The 16390-nt window shown below is 56.5% G+C and carries 14 protein-coding genes and 2 tRNA genes; 15 read left to right on the plus strand and 1 reads right to left on the minus strand.

The genetic code is table 11. The annotated features are described in order from the left end of the window. The first annotated feature begins 90 nt into the window (after positions 1 to 90). From carB to IV01_RS23980, 3 genes are read left to right on the plus strand one after another with little or no spacing between them, the layout of a single operon-like run. Entirely contained in the window at positions 91 to 3312 is a 3222-nt protein-coding gene (carB, locus tag IV01_RS23990; RefSeq protein WP_032624951.1) for a carbamoyl-phosphate synthase large subunit, read from the plus strand. Beyond that, a complete protein-coding gene (greA, locus tag IV01_RS23985; protein ID WP_032624953.1) occupies positions 3309 to 3785 on the plus strand; it encodes a transcription elongation factor GreA in 477 nt (158 codons plus the stop codon). The genes carB and greA overlap by 4 nt, the downstream gene beginning before the upstream one ends. Beyond that, on the plus strand, positions 3766 to 4206 hold the full coding sequence (locus tag IV01_RS23980) for a hypothetical protein (protein WP_032624954.1): 441 nt from the start codon (positions 3766 to 3768) through the stop codon (positions 4204 to 4206). The genes greA and IV01_RS23980 overlap by 20 nt, the downstream gene beginning before the upstream one ends. 21 nt (positions 4207 to 4227) lie before the next feature. Here IV01_RS23980 and IV01_RS23975 read toward each other — a convergent pair whose 3' ends face one another. Then, a complete protein-coding gene (locus IV01_RS23975; RefSeq protein WP_032624955.1) occupies positions 4228 to 4536 on the minus strand; it encodes a YhbY family RNA-binding protein in 309 nt (102 codons plus the stop codon). Between the two features lie 104 nt (positions 4537 to 4640). Between IV01_RS23975 and rlmE the strand changes: the two genes are divergently transcribed. The 12 genes from rlmE to rbfA all read left to right on the plus strand — a co-directional run bounded on the left by rlmE (position 4641) and on the right by rbfA (position 16390). After that, entirely contained in the window at positions 4641 to 5291 is a 651-nt protein-coding gene (rlmE, locus tag IV01_RS23970; protein WP_032624956.1) for a 23S rRNA (uridine(2552)-2'-O)-methyltransferase RlmE, read from the plus strand. Between the two features lie 192 nt (positions 5292 to 5483). Next, a complete protein-coding gene (ftsH, locus tag IV01_RS23965; RefSeq protein WP_032624957.1) occupies positions 5484 to 7394 on the plus strand; it encodes an ATP-dependent zinc metalloprotease FtsH in 1911 nt (636 codons plus the stop codon). An 8-nt stretch (positions 7395 to 7402) separates the two neighbouring features. Continuing rightward, the gene (gene folP / locus IV01_RS23960; RefSeq protein ID WP_032624958.1) at positions 7403 to 8254 is read left to right on the plus strand and encodes a dihydropteroate synthase; all 852 of its coding nucleotides are present in this window, start codon (positions 7403 to 7405) and stop codon (positions 8252 to 8254) included. Between the two features lie 15 nt (positions 8255 to 8269). Beyond that, positions 8270 to 9610 (plus strand): phosphoglucosamine mutase, encoded by a 1341-nt coding sequence (gene glmM / locus IV01_RS23955; RefSeq protein ID WP_032624959.1) that lies wholly within the window; start codon positions 8270 to 8272, stop codon positions 9608 to 9610. Positions 9611 to 9676: 66 nt separating this feature from the next. Continuing rightward, on the plus strand, positions 9677 to 10432 hold the full coding sequence (gene tpiA, locus IV01_RS23950; protein WP_032624960.1) for a triose-phosphate isomerase: 756 nt from the start codon (positions 9677 to 9679) through the stop codon (positions 10430 to 10432). A 4-nt stretch (positions 10433 to 10436) separates the two neighbouring features. Further along, a complete protein-coding gene (gene secG / locus IV01_RS23945; RefSeq protein WP_032624961.1) occupies positions 10437 to 10817 on the plus strand; it encodes a preprotein translocase subunit SecG in 381 nt (126 codons plus the stop codon). A 45-nt stretch (positions 10818 to 10862) separates the two neighbouring features. Further along, positions 10863 to 10948: transfer RNA gene (locus IV01_RS23940), tRNA-Leu, on the plus strand. Between the two features lie 96 nt (positions 10949 to 11044). Next, a tRNA-Met gene (locus IV01_RS23935) sits at positions 11045 to 11121 on the plus strand. 138 nt (positions 11122 to 11259) lie between these two features. Next, positions 11260 to 11718 carry a ribosome maturation factor RimP gene (rimP, locus tag IV01_RS23930; RefSeq protein ID WP_032625028.1) on the plus strand — a complete coding sequence of 153 codons (459 nt, stop codon included), beginning with the start codon at positions 11260 to 11262 and terminating at the stop codon, positions 11716 to 11718. Positions 11719 to 11777: 59 nt separating this feature from the next. Then, positions 11778 to 13259, plus strand: coding sequence for a transcription termination factor NusA (gene nusA / locus IV01_RS23925; RefSeq protein WP_032624962.1), 1482 nt, complete (start codon positions 11778 to 11780; stop codon positions 13257 to 13259). Positions 13260 to 13286: 27 nt separating this feature from the next. Beyond that, entirely contained in the window at positions 13287 to 15815 is a 2529-nt protein-coding gene (infB, locus tag IV01_RS23920) for a translation initiation factor IF-2 (protein ID WP_032624963.1), read from the plus strand. A gap of 161 nt (positions 15816 to 15976) precedes the next feature. Next, positions 15977 to 16390, plus strand: coding sequence for a 30S ribosome-binding factor RbfA (gene rbfA, locus IV01_RS23915; protein ID WP_032624964.1), 414 nt, complete (start codon positions 15977 to 15979; stop codon positions 16388 to 16390).

The following is a 16390-nucleotide window of genomic DNA, read 5'->3' on the forward strand; positions in this document are numbered from 1 at the left end:
GACCTGAACAACGTTCGGCGAAGACCGCCCGGCACTGCAGAGAAATTCAAGACGGCTTGCCGACTGACCTACGGATTTGAGTGACAACCCATGCCAAAACGTACAGACATAAAAAGCATCCTGATTCTCGGCGCCGGTCCTATCGTGATCGGTCAGGCCTGTGAATTCGACTACTCCGGTGCCCAGGCCTGTAAAGCCCTGCGCGAAGAGGGTTATCGCGTCATTCTGGTGAACTCCAACCCAGCGACGATCATGACTGACCCGTCCATGGCGGACGCGACGTACATCGAGCCGATCAAGTGGCAGACCGTTGCCAAGATCATCGAAAAAGAACGTCCTGATGCACTTCTGCCAACCATGGGTGGCCAGACTGCACTGAACTGCGCACTGGATCTGGAGCGCGAAGGCGTTCTGGAGAAGTTCGGCGTTGAGATGATCGGTGCCAATGCCGACACCATCGATAAGGCTGAAGACCGTTCGCGCTTCGACAAGGCGATGAAATCCATCGGTCTGGACTGCCCGCGTTCGGGTATTGCCCACTCCATGGAAGAGTCCTACGCGGTTCTGGAAAAGCTCGGCTTCCCGTGCATCATTCGTCCGTCGTTCACCATGGGCGGCACCGGTGGCGGTATTGCTTACAACCGTGAAGAGTTCGAAGAAATCTGCACCCGTGGTCTGGACTTGTCTCCGACCAAGGAATTGCTGATCGACGAATCCCTGATCGGCTGGAAAGAGTACGAAATGGAAGTTGTCCGCGATAAAAAGGACAACTGCATCATCGTCTGCTCCATCGAAAACTTCGACCCGATGGGTGTGCACACCGGCGACTCCATCACTGTTGCGCCAGCCCAAACGCTGACCGACAAGGAATACCAGATCATGCGTAACGCCTCTTTGGCGGTACTGCGTGAAATCGGTGTTGAAACCGGCGGTTCCAACGTTCAGTTCGGCATCTGCCCGGACACTGGCCGTATGGTCGTGATCGAGATGAACCCGCGTGTATCGCGTTCCTCGGCACTGGCCTCGAAAGCGACCGGCTTCCCGATCGCTCGCGTCGCCGCCAAGCTGGCCATCGGTTACACCCTGGACGAGCTGCAAAACGAAATCACCGGCGGCAAGACTCCGGCGTCCTTCGAGCCTTCGATCGACTACGTCGTCACCAAGCTGCCACGTTTCGCGTTCGAGAAGTTCTCCAAGGCTGACGCGCGTCTGACCACTCAGATGAAGTCGGTTGGCGAAGTCATGGCTATCGGCCGCACCTTCCAGGAATCCTTGCAGAAAGCCCTGCGCGGTCTGGAAGTCGGCGTTAGCGGTCTGGATCCAAAGCTGGACCTGAGCAACCCGGAAAGCATGAGCGTACTCAAGCGTGAGCTGACCGTTCCAGGTGCCGAGCGTATCTGGTACGTCGCTGATGCATTCCGCGCTGGCATGACTGTCGAAGAAATCTTCGCCATGAACATGATCGACCCTTGGTTCCTGGTTCAGATCGAAGATCTGATCAAGGACGAAGAGAAGATCAAGACCCTGGGTCTGGCGACCATTGACCGCGATCTGATGTATCGCCTCAAGCGCAAGGGCTTCTCCGATGCGCGTCTGGCCAAGCTGCTGGGCGTCACCGAGAAGAACCTGCGTCGTCATCGCCACAAGCTTGAAGTGTTCCCGGTCTACAAGCGCGTTGACACTTGCGCTGCCGAGTTCGCCACCGACACCGCTTACATGTACTCCACCTACGAGGAGGAGTGCGAAGCCAATCCGTCGGATCGTGACAAGATCATCATCCTGGGCGGCGGTCCAAACCGTATCGGCCAGGGTATCGAGTTCGACTACTGCTGTGTGCACGCGGCTCTCGCTCTGCGCGAAGACGGGTACGAGACCATCATGGTCAACTGCAACCCGGAAACCGTGTCCACCGACTACGACACCTCGGATCGTCTGTACTTCGAATCCGTAACACTGGAAGACGTGCTGGAAATCGTCCGCGTCGAGAAGCCAAAAGGTGTGATCGTCCAGTACGGCGGTCAGACCCCTTTGAAACTGGCTCGCGCCCTGGAAGAAGCTGGCGTACCGATCATCGGCACCAGCCCTGACGCAATCGACCGTGCAGAAGACCGTGAACGCTTCCAGCAAATGGTTGAGCGTCTGAACCTGCGTCAGCCACCGAACGCCACTGTTCGCAGTGAAGACGAAGCCATTCGCGCTGCTGGCAAGATTGGTTACCCGCTGGTGGTTCGTCCTTCCTACGTGTTGGGCGGCCGGGCGATGGAAATCGTATACGAAGAAGAAGAGCTCAAGCGCTACCTGCGCGACGCGGTGAAAGTGTCCAACGACAGCCCGGTGCTGCTTGACCACTTCCTGAACTGCGCTATCGAAATGGATGTGGATGCTGTTTGCGACGGCACTGATGTCGTGATCGGCGCGATCATGCAGCACATCGAACAGGCTGGCGTTCACTCCGGTGACTCCGCTTGCTCGCTGCCGCCGTACTCGCTGCCGGCGCACATCCAGGACGAGATGCGTGAGCAGGTCAAGAAGATGGCTCTCGAATTGGGCGTGGTTGGCCTGATGAACGTGCAGCTAGCCTTGCAGGGCGAAGACATCTACGTGATCGAAGTGAACCCGCGTGCCTCGCGTACCGTGCCGTTCGTTTCCAAGTGCATCGGTGTTTCCCTGGCAATGATCGCGGCGCGCGTCATGGCAGGCAAAACCCTGAAAGAGCTCAACTTCACCAAGGAAATCATCCCGAACTTCTACAGCGTGAAAGAGGCGGTGTTCCCATTCGCCAAATTCCCTGGGGTTGATCCGATCCTTGGCCCTGAGATGAAATCCACAGGCGAAGTCATGGGCGTCGGCGATACCTTCGGTGAAGCGTTCGCCAAGGCTCAGATGGGTGCAAGCGAAGTGCTGCCCACAGGTGGCACTGCCTTCATCAGCGTTCGTGATGACGATAAGCCGCTGGTAGCCGGGGTTGCTCGCGACCTGATCAGCCTGGGCTTCGAAATCGTTGCCACTGCCGGCACCGCGAAACTGATTGAAGATGCAGGCTTGAAGGTCCGTCGTGTGAACAAGGTGACTGAAGGTCGTCCACACGTTGTCGACATGATCAAGAATGACGAAGTCACCCTGATTATCAACACTACGGAAGGGCGTCAGTCGATCGCTGATTCCTATTCCATTCGTCGTAATGCCTTGCAGCACAAGATCTATTGCACCACCACGATTGCTGCTGGCGAAGCTATCTGCGAAGCGCTCAAGTTCGGTCCTGAAAAAACCGTGCGTCGCTTGCAGGATCTACATGCAGGATTGAAGGCATGATCAAATATCCAATGACGGTCCAGGGCGCCAAGGCCCTGGAAGAAGAACATGCTCACCTCACCAAGGTCGTGCGTCCCAAGCTAAGCCAGGACATTGGTACGGCCCGTGAGCTGGGGGATCTGAAGGAAAATGCCGAGTACCACGCAGCTCGTGAGCAGCAAGGTATGGTTGAGGCGCGGATTCGTGATATTGAAGGCCGGATTCAGAATCAGGTCATCATTGATGTCACGTCCATCCCTCATACCGGCAAAGTGATTTTCGGCGTTACCGTGGAAATCGCTAACGTCGAGACGGATGATCGCGTCACCTACCACATCGTTGGTGAGGATGAGGCTGACTTCAAGCTCGGTAAGATCTCGGTTGGCTCACCCTTGGCTCGCGCCTTGATTGCCAAGGAAGAGGGTGATGTGGTTTCGGTGAAGACCCCAGGTGGCGTGATCGAGTACGAGATCGTTGAAGTTCGCCACATTTAACTCGAGTCGCCCGTTTCTGGCGGGCGCATCGATTTGGCAGCTTACCCAGACCTTTTGGGTGGGCGGCCTGGTGTTGTTGCATCTGGCGATCCTGACGGTGTTGGACCAGACAGGTCTGATACCGTTGCTGATCCACGGCTTTGTTGGCATTCCTGGCGCATTGCTGGTCGGTTTTGCAGGATTGTGCGCAATGATGCAGATGGCGGTGCTGATCAGGATCGAGCGCGCTTCGAGTATTTGGCGGGATGTGCGAGGGCGGTTGCTGCTGGTCGCATTGTTTTCTGCGATCAGCTTCTACGGTCTCAGGCATTGGTTGCCCGATGCGGTGCACTGGCTGTTGATGAGTTATCTGTTTCTAGGTCTGGCAGGCTTGCTGTTGGTTTTGCAGCCCGTGCCGGGAAGAGGCAACAGGGCACGCTGATGCGGCCCTGGCTTCGTTTTATCAGTGTGCGCGGTGTACGTTTGAAAGCTGTTTGTTAACCTTCGGATTCTTGCGATAGATCAGCGCCATTTTGCCGATGACCTGCACGAGATCCGCGGTACCAGCCTTGCACAATTCTGCAATGGTCTGCAGACGGCTTTCGCGGTCGAGGATATTGAGCTTGATCTTGATCAGCTCGTGATCGCTCAATGCGCGTTCCAGTTCGGCTAACACACCTTCAGTCAAACCATTGTCCGCCACGATCAATACCGGTTTCAGATGGTGGCCAATGGATTTGTACTGTTTCTTCTGCTCTTGAGTGAGCGGCATAATCTGACCCCTGCGTCTGATCTTGTAAAAAGCGGCGGCCAGTTTACCCGAGCGAGTCCGGGACCGCCCACTTAATCACGACTCGTTTATTTTTGAGGTGCCCCGTGGCCCGTTCCAAGACAAGCCATAACTGGCTCAAAGAACACTTCGACGACAAATACGTCAAAATGGCGCAAAAGGACGGCTATCGTTCACGTGCTAGCTACAAACTGCTGGAGATCCAGGAAAAGGACAAAATCATCCGTCCTGGCATGACCGTAATCGACCTTGGCGCGGCCCCTGGTGGCTGGTCGCAGGTGACCAGTCGTCTGATTGGTGGTCAGGGCCGCCTGATTGCGTCCGATATCCTTGAAATGGACAGCATCCCGGATGTGACCTTTATTCAGGGCGATTTTACAGAGGACGCGGTGCTGGCTCAGATCCTGGAAGCCGTTGGTAATACGCAAGTGGACCTTGTGATTTCCGATATGGCCCCCAATATGAGTGGATTGAGCGCTGTTGATATGCCGCGAGCAATGTTTCTTTGCGAGTTGGCACTCGACCTTGCCGGCCGGGTTTTGCGTCCAGGTGGTGATTTTTTGATCAAGGTCTTCCAGGGTGAAGGCTTCGATACCTACCACAAGGACATCCGGAAACTGTTCGACAAGGTGCAGATGCGCAAGCCTTTGTCGTCCCGTGATCGCTCCCGTGAGCAATATCTGCTGGGGCGCGGCTTCAAGGGCATTGATGGCTCGGAGAGCATCGAGCGTTTCTGATAGTGAGCGATAGATTTTTTTAAATGGCCTTGTCGATGCAGCATCACCGAGCATCGTGTAGTCAAAGTTTCACAAAGGGTTACAGACGGCGCCTGCCACATCTGTAACATCTGTAGTAAGTTAGGCCGGTGAATATCATGCGAGGCACGCTCCAGCGTGGAGCTTGCTTCAGAGGGTAGCTAATTGAACGATATGGCAAAGAATTTGATCCTGTGGTTGATCATCGCGGCTGTCCTTGTGACGGTGATGAACAACTTCTCCAGCCCGAACGAGCCGCAGACCCTCAACTACTCTGAGTTCATCCAGCAGGTCAAGGATGGCAAGGTCGAGAAAGTTGCTGTCGATGGCTACGTCATTACGGGCAAGCGCACCGATGGCGACAATTTCAAGACCATCCGTCCGGCAATTCAGGACAATGGCCTGATCGGCGACCTGGTTGATAACAACGTTGTTGTCGAAGGCAAACAGCCTGAGCAGCAGAGCATCTGGACTCAGCTGCTGGTTGCGAGCTTCCCGATCCTGGTGATCATTGCCGTGTTCATGTTCTTCATGCGTCAGATGCAAGGTGGCGCTGGAGGCAAGGGCGGGCCGATGAGTTTCGGCAAGAGCAAGGCGCGCCTGCTCTCTGAAGATCAGGTCAAGACTACCCTTGCGGACGTTGCTGGTTGCGACGAAGCCAAGGAAGAGGTCGGCGAGCTTGTTGAGTTCCTCCGCGATCCGGGCAAGTTCCAGCGCCTGGGGGGGCGAATTCCTCGTGGTGTCCTGATGGTGGGTCCACCCGGTACCGGTAAAACCTTGCTAGCCAAGGCGATTGCTGGCGAAGCCAAAGTACCGTTCTTCACCATTTCCGGTTCTGACTTTGTTGAGATGTTCGTAGGTGTCGGCGCGAGCCGCGTCCGTGACATGTTCGAGCAAGCCAAGAAACACGCTCCCTGCATCATCTTCATCGACGAAATTGACGCCGTCGGCCGTCATCGTGGCGCTGGCATGGGCGGTGGTCATGATGAGCGTGAGCAGACCCTCAACCAGTTGCTGGTAGAGATGGATGGTTTCGAGATGAATGACGGCATCATCGTCATCGCCGCAACCAACCGTCCGGATGTATTGGACCCGGCTCTGCTGCGTCCAGGCCGGTTTGACCGCCAGGTTGTGGTTGGTCTACCAGACATTCGTGGTCGTGAGCAGATTCTCAAAGTCCACATGCGTAAAGTGCCGATGGGCGACGACGTCAATGCGGGTGTTATTGCTCGTGGTACACCGGGCTTCTCCGGCGCCGACCTCGCCAACCTGGTCAACGAGGCCTCTCTGTTTGCGGCTCGTACCGGCAAGCGCATTGTCGAGATGAAAGAGTTCGAGCTCGCCAAAGACAAGATCATGATGGGTGCCGAGCGCAAATCCATGGTCATGTCCGAGAAAGAGAAGCGCAATACTGCTTACCATGAAGCGGGTCACGCAATCGTTGGTCGTGTTGTGCCTGAGCATGACCCGGTCTACAAAGTGTCGATCATTCCTCGCGGCCGTGCGCTGGGTGTGACGATGTTCCTGCCAGAGGAAGATCGTTACAGCTTGTCCAAGCGTGCGCTCATCAGCCAGATCTGTTCGCTGTATGGTGGTCGGATTGCTGAAGAAATGACCTTGGGCTTTGATGGCGTAACAACTGGTGCATCCAATGACATCATGCGCGCAAGTCAGATTGCGCGGAACATGGTGACCAAGTGGGGCTTGTCCGAGAAGCTGGGCCCGCTGCTGTACGGTGAAGATGAAGACCAGGGTTATCTGGGGCGTGGTGGCGGTGGCCCGAGCAGTGGTCTGTCGGCTGACACGGCTCGCCTGATCGATTCGGAAGTTCGCAGCATCATTGATCAGTGCTATGGCACCGCGAAGCAGATCCTCACCGACAATCGTGAGAAGCTCGACGCGATGGCTGATGCGTTGATGAAGTATGAAACGATTGATGCCGAGCAGATCGACGATATTATGGCTGGCCGTATTCCGCGTGAGCCGCGCGATTGGGAAGGTGGTTCGGGTACTCCAAGTACGCCGGCAACTCCTCCGGATGTTCGTCCGGAAGCCCCGATTGGCGGCCCAGCTGCTGAACACTAAGGTCTGACATGACTTCTGCGCTGTACCCAACCCGGTTGCCTTGCGGCAACCGGGTTCTTGATTTAGCCCACACGCACGTGATGGGTATTCTCAATGCCACTCCAGACTCCTTCTCTGACGGCGGTCGCTACACGCAGCTGGATGCCGCCTTGCGCCATGCAGAAGCGATGGTCGCGGCAGGCGCGACCCTGATTGATGTTGGCGGCGAGTCAACTCGTCCTGGCGCGCGGGCAGTCACTTCTTCAGAAGAGCTTGAGCGCGTGGCACCAGTCGTTGAAGCGTTGAGTCGCGAGCTCGATGTCATCATCTCGGTTGATACCTCGACTCCTGCAGTCATCACTGAGGCAGCCCGCCTCGGTGCAGGGCTCATCAATGACGTTCGCTCGTTGCGTCGAGAGGGTGCGCTAAAGGCCGCCGCAGCGACCGGACTGCCTGTGTGTCTGATGCACATGCTTGGCGAGCCTGGAGACATGCAGGACAATCCACAATACGAAAACCTGCTGGCTGAGGTCGGTGCCTTCCTGCGTGAGCGCATGCAGCAATGCGCCGCAGCAGGCATTCCCCACGAGCGGATTATTCTTGATCCTGGCTTTGGCTTTGCGAAAAGCCTCGACCATAATTTAAGTCTCTTCAAGCATATGCAGGAGCTGCATGCGCTGGGGCGACCGTTGTTGGTCGGTGTATCGCGCAAGAGCATGATCGGGGCCGCGTTGGGTCGTCCGGTGGGTGAGCGCCTCTATGGTGGTCTGGCGCTTGCTGCGCTGGCCATGACCAAGGGTGCAAAAATTTTGCGTGTTCACGACGTCGCCGAAACGGTTGATGTTGTGCGCATGATTGCCGCCGTTGAAGCGGCGAAGTAAGAACACGGAGCACTCATGACTACAAAAAAATATTTCGGAACCGACGGTATCCGCGGTCGAGTCGGGCAATTCCCCATCACTCCCGAATTCATGCTCAAGCTGGGCTGGGCGGCAGGGATGGCCTTCCGTCGTCTTGGTGCCTGCCGCATTCTGGTCGGAAAAGACACGCGTATCTCTGGCTACATGTTCGAATCTGCGCTCGAGGCCGGACTTTCCGCTGCCGGTGCAGATGTGATGCTGCTGGGCCCGATGCCAACGCCTGCCATTGCCTATCTGACGCGTACGTTCCACGCAGAAGCGGGCATTGTGATCAGCGCATCGCACAATCCGCACTACGACAACGGGATCAAGTTCTTCTCGGGTCAGGGCACCAAGTTGCCTGACGAGATTGAGCTCATGATCGAAGAGTTGATGGATACTCCGATGACCGTGGTCGAATCGGAGAAGCTCGGCAAGGTTTCGCGTATCAACGACGCGGCCGGTCGCTATATAGAGTTTTGTAAAAGCAGCGTCCCGACCAGCACCGATTTCGCTGGCCTGAAGCTGGTCATCGACTGTGCTCACGGCGCGACCTACAAAGTGGCGCCCAATGTCTTTCGCGAATTGGGTGCGCAAGTGACTGTGCTGTCAGCGCAGCCTGACGGTTTGAACATCAATGAAAACTGCGGCTCTACCCATATGGGTGCGCTACAGGCTGCGGTTCTCGCCGGGCATGCTGATCTCGGCATCGGTTTTGACGGTGATGGTGACCGGGTACTGATGGTTGATCACACCGGCGCTGTAGTTGATGGTGATGAGTTGCTGTTTATCATTGCTCGCGATCTTCATGCGCGTGGTCGTCTGCAGGGCGGTGTCGTCGGCACGTTGATGAGCAATCTGGGTCTTGAGTTGGCTTTGGCTGATCTCGATATCCCGTTTGTCCGCGCCAATGTGGGGGATCGCTACGTCATTGCCGAGCTTCTGGAGCGTAACTGGCAGGTCGGTGGAGAGAACTCCGGTCATGTTGTCTGCTTCCAGCACACCACTACGGGTGATGCGATCATTGCGGCGCTTCAGGTGCTGCTCGCACTGCGTCGCAGTGGTGAAAGCCTTGCTCAGGCCCGTCAGGCGCTGCGCAAGTGTCCGCAGGTGCTGATCAATGTCCGGTTTTCCGGTGGCGTTGATCCGGTGACTCATCCTGCTGTGCAGGAAGCTTGCGAGCGTGTAACGCTTGCAATGGCGGGTCGTGGTCGGGTGCTGTTGCGCAAATCAGGCACCGAGCCGTTGGTTCGTGTAATGGTGGAAGGTGAGGATGAAGATCAGGTCCGCGGCTATGCCGAGGAGCTGGCGAAGCTGGTAAGCGAAGTTTGCGCCTGATTTCGGCTTGCCAGTGTTGAAAGTGTTGGGTAACATCTGCGCCCACTTTGACCGACGAGGTACAGCATGCGTCGCCCTATGGTAGCTGGTAACTGGAAGATGCACGGTACCCGCGCCAGCGTCGCTGAGCTGATCGAGGGCCTTGGTAATCAGGTTCTCCCTGGCGGTGTTGATGTGGCGGTGTTTCCGTCGAGTCTGCACATCAACCTTGTGGTTGATGGTTTGCAGGGCAAATCGATTTCTGTAGGTGCGCAGGATTGTGCGCACCAGGCGGAGCAGGGTGCGTTGACCGGTGAGATATCTCCCGTTCAACTGGCCGATGCAGGTTGCAAGCTGGTGCTTGTTGGGCATTCGGAGCGTCGCCTGATCATGGGCGAAAGCGATGATGCGCTGATTCGCAAGTTCGCTGCAGCTCAGGCAAGCGGCCTTACGCCGGTACTGTGCATTGGTGAAACCCTTGAAGAGCGTGAAGCTGGTAAAACGCTTGAAGTTGTCGGGCAGCAGCTCGATAGCATCATCGTAGAGCTGGGTATCGAAGCCTTCGTAAATGCAGTAATCGCTTACGAGCCTGTCTGGGCCATTGGTACCGGATTGACTGCTTCGCCTCAACAGGCGCAGGACGTGCACGCAGCTATACGTGCGCAGTTGGCGAAAGAGAATGCTGAGGTCGCACAAGGCGTGCGACTTCTTTATGGCGGCAGCGTGAAGGCGGCCAATGCGGTCGAACTGTTCGGCATGCCGGATATCGATGGGGGCCTCATTGGTGGTGCCTCCCTGAATGCAGCTGAGTTCGGTGCGATCTGTCGCGCCGCGGGAAACTGAAAAAATGCTGGAAACAGTCGTAGTCGTTTTTCATCTGTTGGCCGCTCTGGGCGTTGTTGCTCTGGTATTGCTGCAGCAGGGTAAGGGTGCGGACGCTGGTGCGTCTTTCGGAGCAGGTGCATCAAATACTGTATTCGGAAGCCAAGGTTCCTCTACCTTTCTTAGTAAGTTTACTGGTATACTCGCCGCAGCTTTTTTCATAACCAGCTTGGGGTTAGGTTACTATGCTAAAGAGAAAGCTCATGGGCTGACTCAAGCAGGTTTGCCAGATCCAGCGGTCATGGAAGTGAAGCAAAAACCGGCAGCAGATGATGTTCCGGTGCTCGAAGCGCAAAAGCCAGCAGTAGTTCCTGCTGACGTACCTCAAGCTCCAGAGCAGAAGTAAGGTTTCAACAGGCAGTGATGTTTGAGGCTGCCAAAGAGTTGTATTGCCGAGGTGGTGGAATTGGTAGACACGCAACCTTGAGGTGGTTGTGCCCATAGGGTGTAGGGGTTCGAGTCCCCTTCTCGGTACCAATTATCAGGAGAGCCCGCTGTTGCGGGCTTTCTTGTAGGTGGAAGGTTACATTGACCCTGCAAGGGATCAGTCGTATACTTCCGCCCCAGCTTTGTCGCGGGGTGGAGCAGTCTGGTAGCTCGTCGGGCTCATAACCCGAAGGTCGTCGGTTCAAATCCGGCCCCCGCAACCAGTTTAAGGAGCCCCTTTTAAGGGGCTTTTTGTTAGCTGGATACTTTCAACGCCGCTGTTCGACGGCGTTTCAAGGATGGGCGTTTCGCCCATTTTTTTATTTTGCATAGCATGCACATACATGCACGAGGGGGTTCAGGTGTCGAGCAAGCTAGAAGAGCTGCAGGCCTTGCTGGCCCCGGTGGTCGTGGCCCTAGGCTATGAATGCTGGGGTATTGAGTTTTCGGCTCAAGGTCGCCACTCAATGTTGCGCGTTTATATCGATAAAGAGGGCGGCGTGCTGGTGGACGATTGCGCCATCGTCAGCCGTCAGATCAGCGGTGTCCTGGACGTTGAAGATCCGATTTCCGTTGAATACACCCTTGAAGTTTCCTCGCCTGGCATGGAACGCCCACTGTTCACTCTTGAGCAGTTCGCAAAATTTGCCGGTGAACAAGTGAAGATCAAGCTGCGCTCGCCTTTCGAAGGCCGACGCAACTTTCAGGGCCTTCTACGCGGTGTAGAAGAGCAGGACATTGTGGTGCAGGTTGAAGACCATGAGTTCCTGCTGCCGATCGATATGATCGACAAGGCCAACATTATTCCCACGTTTGACTGATACGTGCCAAATACTGCGGATCCCGCGGATCCAATGGCTTGCGAAAGGCGAGGCGTACGATGAGCAAAGAAGTACTGCTGGTTGTTGAGTCGGTGTCCAATGAAAAGGGCGTCCCGGCAGGAGTGATTTTTGAGGCGCTTGAGTTGGCTCTGGCCACCGCGACTAAAAAACGCTTTGAAGATGAAGTTGAGCTGCGTGTAGAAATCAATCGTCAGACGGGTAACTACGAGACGTTCCGCCGCTGGACTGTTGTCGAAGACGAAGACCTGGACGATCCGGCTTACGAGTTGGCAGTTGATCAGGCTCAAGAGAAGCGCCCGGGTGCTGTAGCGGGCGATCTGATCGAAGAAAAAATCGAATCTATCGAATTTGGTCGTATCGCTGCGCAAACCGCCAAGCAAGTCATTGTGCAGAAGGTTCGCGAAGCTGAGCGCGCGCAGGTTGTTGATGCGTATCGCGAGCGTCTGGGCGAGATCATCTCCGGTACCGTCAAGAAAGTTACCCGTGACAACGTGATCGTTGACTTGGGTAACAATGCTGAAGCGTTGCTGGCCCGTGAAGACATTATTTCCCGCGAAACCTTCCGCGTAGGTGTCCGTTTGCGGGCCCTGCTGAAGGAAATTCGTACTGAAAACCGTGGCCCTCAGCTGATCCTGTCGCGTACAGCGCCAGAGATGCTGATCGAGCTTTTCCGCATTGAAGTGCCGGAAATTGCCGAAGGTCTGATTGAGGTGATGGCTGCCTCTCGTGACCCGGGTTCGCGTGCAAAAATCGCTGTTCGCTCCAAGGACAAACGAATCGACCCACAAGGCGCCTGCATCGGCATGCGCGGTTCGCGAGTTCAGGCTGTTTCGGGCGAACTGGGTGGCGAGCGAGTGGATATTGTCCTCTGGGACGACAATCCGGCTCAGTTCGTTATCAATGCGATGTCCCCGGCGGAAGTTGCGGCAATCATCGTTGATGAAGATGCCCATGCCATGGATATCGCGGTCGGTGCCGACAACCTGGCTCAGGCCATTGGTCGCGGCGGTCAGAACGTGCGTCTGGCCAGCCAGTTGACCGGTTGGACCCTGAACGTCATGACCGAATCGGACATCCAGGCCAAGCAGCAAGCAGAGACCGGTGACATTCTGCGCAACTTCATCGAAGAGCTGGAAGTCGACGAAGATCTGGCGCAGGTGCTGGTTGATGAAGGCTTCACCAGCCTGGAAGAGATTGCCTACGTACCGGTGGAGGAGATGCTCAACATCGACGGCTTTGACGAGGAAACCGTCAACGAGCTTCGCGCTCGGGCCAAGGATCGTTTGTTGACCAAAGCCATCGCTACAGAGGAAAAGCTGGCAGACGCCCATCCGGCCGAAGACCTGCTCTCACTTGAGGGTATGGACAAGGATTTGGCGATGGAACTGGCGGTGCGCGGCGTAGTTACCCGCGAAGACCTGGCCGAGCAGTCTATTGACGATCTGCTCGACATCGACGGCATCGACGATATTCGTGCCGGCAAGTTGATCATGGCCGCCCGAGCCCACTGGTTCGAGTAATTAGGCGCGGCCTGAGGAGAGAAGTGCATGACGCAAGTCACGGTGAAACAACTGGCCGATGAGGTCAAAACACCGGTAGAGCGCCTGTTGCAGCAGATGCGTGAGGCAGGTCTGCCGCACACCGCCGCCGAAGAACATGTGACTGACAGTGAGAAGCAATCTTTGCTGACTCACTTGAAGAGCAGTCACAAGGCGAAAGTGGAAGAACCACGCAAGATTACGCTGCAGCGTAAAACTACCAGCACCCTGCGTGTTGCTGGCAGCAAAAGCATCAGTGTTGAAGTACGCAAGAAAAAAGTATTCGTACAGCGTAGCCCGGAAGAAATCGAAGCCGAGCGTAAGCGTGAGCTGGACGAGCGTCGTGCGGTAGAAAATGCTGCACGTCAAAAGGCTGAAGAAGAAGCCAAGCGTCGCGCTGAAGAAGAAGCGCGCAACCAGCCTTCTGCTCCCGCGAATGCTGCTTCTGAAGCCGTGGCCGCTCCGGCAGCCCCTGCTCCAGCCGCTCAGCAGCCAGCGCACGAAGCGCCGGTTGCCGCGCCAGCCCCTGCTCCGGCAGAAGCTCGCAAGCGAGACGAACAGCGCCGCCCGGACAAACCGCGCAGCGACGACAGAAATGCACGTGGCGGCGACGGCGATCGCAAGAACGCCCCGCATCGTGCTTCTGTAAAAGAAAAAGCACCGGCACCACGCGTGGCGCCTCGCACTACCGACGAAGAAAGCGATGGCTTCCGTCGCGGCGGTCGTGGCAAGGCCAAACTGAAGAAGCGTAATGCTCACGGTTTCCAGAGCCCAACAGGTCCTCTGGTTCGTGACGTGAAAATCGGTGAGACCATCTCTGTCGGCGACCTGGCACAACAAATGTCGGTCAAGGCAGCTGAGATCATCAAGTTCATGTTCAAGCTGGGTACTCCAGCCACCATCAACCAGGTACTGGATCAGGAAACTGCCCAACTGGTTGCTGAAGAACTGGGCCACAAAGTTACGCTGGTAAGCGACACCGCTCTGGAAGATTCCCTGGCAGAGTCGTTGAAGTTTGAAGGTGAAACCTTCTCCCGTGCGCCGGTTGTGACCGTAATGGGCCACGTTGACCACGGTAAGACTTCCCTGCTCGACTACATCCGTCGTGCCAAGGTTGCAGCGGGCGAAGCCGGCGGCATCACTCAGCACATCGGTGCATACCACGTTGAAACCGAACGCGGCATGGTCACTTTCCTCGATACCCCGGGCCACGCCGCGTTTACCGCGATGCGTGCTCGTGGTGCCAAGGCGACTGACATCGTGATTCTGGTTGTCGCGGCGGACGACGGCGTTATGCCGCAGACCATCGAGGCAGTACAGCACGCCAAGGCTGCTGGTGTTCCTCTGGTTGTTGCAGTGAACAAGATCGACAAGCCGGGCGCCGATCTCGATCGCATCCGTAGCGAGTTGTCGGTTCACGGTGTGACGTCTGAAGAGTGGGGCGGTGAAACGCCGTTCGTTTCGGTCTCCGCGAAGATGGGTACCGGCGTCGACGAACTGCTTGAAGCCGTTCTGTTGCAGGCTGAAGTTCTGGAACTGACAGCTACACCTTCGGCCCCAGGTCGCGGTGTTGTCGTTGAATCCCGTCTCGACAAGGGCCGCGGCCCGGTTGCGACCGTTCTGGTTCAGGACGGTACGCTGCGTCAAGGCGACATGGTGCTGGTCGGTTCGAACTACGGCCGCGTTCGCGCCATGCTCGACGAGAACGGCAAGCCAATCAAGGAAGCAGGTCCAGCCATTCCAGTCGAAATTCTCGGCCTGGACGGTACACCGGACGCTGGCGACGAGATGAGCGTTGTTGCTGACGAGAAGAAAGCCCGTGAAGTGGCTCTGTTCCGTCAAGGCAAGTTCCGCGAAGTCAAACTGGCCCGTGCCCACGCTGGCAAGCTGGAGAACATCTTCGAGAACATGGGTCAGGAAGAGAAGAAGACGCTTAACATCGTCCTCAAATCTGATGTCCGTGGTTCCCTGGAAGCTCTGCAGGGCGCATTGAACGGCCTGGGTAACGACGAAGTGCAAGTGCGTGTGGTCGGTGGCGGTGTCGGTGGTATCACCGAGAGCGACGCTAACCTGGCGCTGGCTTCCAACGCTGTACTGTTCGGTTTCAACGTGCGTGCCGATGCTGGCGCTCGCAGAATCGTCGAGCAGGAAGGTCTGGATATGCGTTACTACAACGTGATCTACGACATCATCGAAGACGTCAAGAAAGCCCTTACCGGTATGCTTGGCAGCGACGTCCGGGAGAATATCCTGGGTGTTGCCGAAGTCCGCGACGTGTTCCGTTCGCCGAAATTCGGTGCAATTGCTGGCTGTATGGTTATCGAAGGTGTTGTGCACCGTAACCGTCCAATCCGCGTACTGCGTGAAGATATCGTTATCTTCGAAGGCGAGCTGGAATCCCTGCGTCGCTTCAAGGATGACGCTTCCGAAGTTCGTGCCGGCATGGAATGTGGTATTGGCGTCAAGAGCTACAACGACGTCAAAGTCGGTGACAAGATCGAAGTCTTCGAGAAGGTCCAAGTGGCTCGCAGCCTTTAAGTCGCGAGCTATAGGAGCCATGGCAGGTCGTAGCATGAAAATGCCGCAGCCCCTGTCATGGGCTCAACACGCAACGCCCGGTCCGACTTCTGTCAGGCCGGGCGTTTGCCGCTTTCAGACCGCGAGGGTTTCGTCCCCGGTCAGTATCAGGTAGCAAAACCATGGCAAAAGAATATAGCCGTACCCAACGCATTGGCGATCAGATGCAGCGCGAGCTGGCTCAACTGATCCGTCGCGAAATCAAAGATCCACGCGTCGGCCTGGTCACCATCACAGCGGTTGATGTCAGCCGCGATGTTGGTCACGCCAAGATTTTCATGACCGTGATGGGTCAGGACAGCGCTGAAGAAATCGCTCAGACCATCAAGGTGCTAAACGCCGCCGCAGGTTTCCTGCGTATGCAGCTGGCTCGTGAAATGAAGCTGCGCAGCGTTCCGCAATTGCACTTCCACTACGACGAAAGCGTCGTGCGTGGCGCGCACCTGTCGGCGTTGATCGAGCGTGCTGTTGCCGAAGACGGTCAGCATTCAGGCGATGCGCCGCAAAGCGCCAAGCCAGATAGCACCGAGGAGTAA

The sequence above is a fragment of the Pseudomonas syringae genome (genome assembly GCF_000737245.1).
Lineage (GTDB): Bacteria > Pseudomonadota > Gammaproteobacteria > Pseudomonadales > Pseudomonadaceae > Aquipseudomonas > Aquipseudomonas syringae_J.

Coding starts and splice junctions, on each gene's coding strand:
- IV01_RS23975 (WP_032624955.1), bottom strand. CDS start 4,536: ATGCCGCTCACTCAAGAGCAGAAGAAACAGTACAAATCCATTGGCCAC.
- infB (WP_032624963.1), top strand. CDS start 13,287: ATGACGCAAGTCACGGTGAAACAACTGGCCGATGAGGTCAAAACACCG.
- ftsH (WP_032624957.1), top strand. CDS start 5,484: ATGGCAAAGAATTTGATCCTGTGGTTGATCATCGCGGCTGTCCTTGTG.
- folP (WP_032624958.1), top strand. CDS start 7,403: ATGACTTCTGCGCTGTACCCAACCCGGTTGCCTTGCGGCAACCGGGTT.
- tpiA (WP_032624960.1), top strand. CDS start 9,677: ATGCGTCGCCCTATGGTAGCTGGTAACTGGAAGATGCACGGTACCCGC.
- nusA (WP_032624962.1), top strand. CDS start 11,778: ATGAGCAAAGAAGTACTGCTGGTTGTTGAGTCGGTGTCCAATGAAAAG.
- carB (WP_032624951.1), top strand. CDS start 91: ATGCCAAAACGTACAGACATAAAAAGCATCCTGATTCTCGGCGCCGGT.
- rbfA (WP_032624964.1), top strand. CDS start 15,977: ATGGCAAAAGAATATAGCCGTACCCAACGCATTGGCGATCAGATGCAG.
- secG (WP_032624961.1), top strand. CDS start 10,437: ATGCTGGAAACAGTCGTAGTCGTTTTTCATCTGTTGGCCGCTCTGGGC.
- glmM (WP_032624959.1), top strand. CDS start 8,270: ATGACTACAAAAAAATATTTCGGAACCGACGGTATCCGCGGTCGAGTC.
- greA (WP_032624953.1), top strand. CDS start 3,309: ATGATCAAATATCCAATGACGGTCCAGGGCGCCAAGGCCCTGGAAGAA.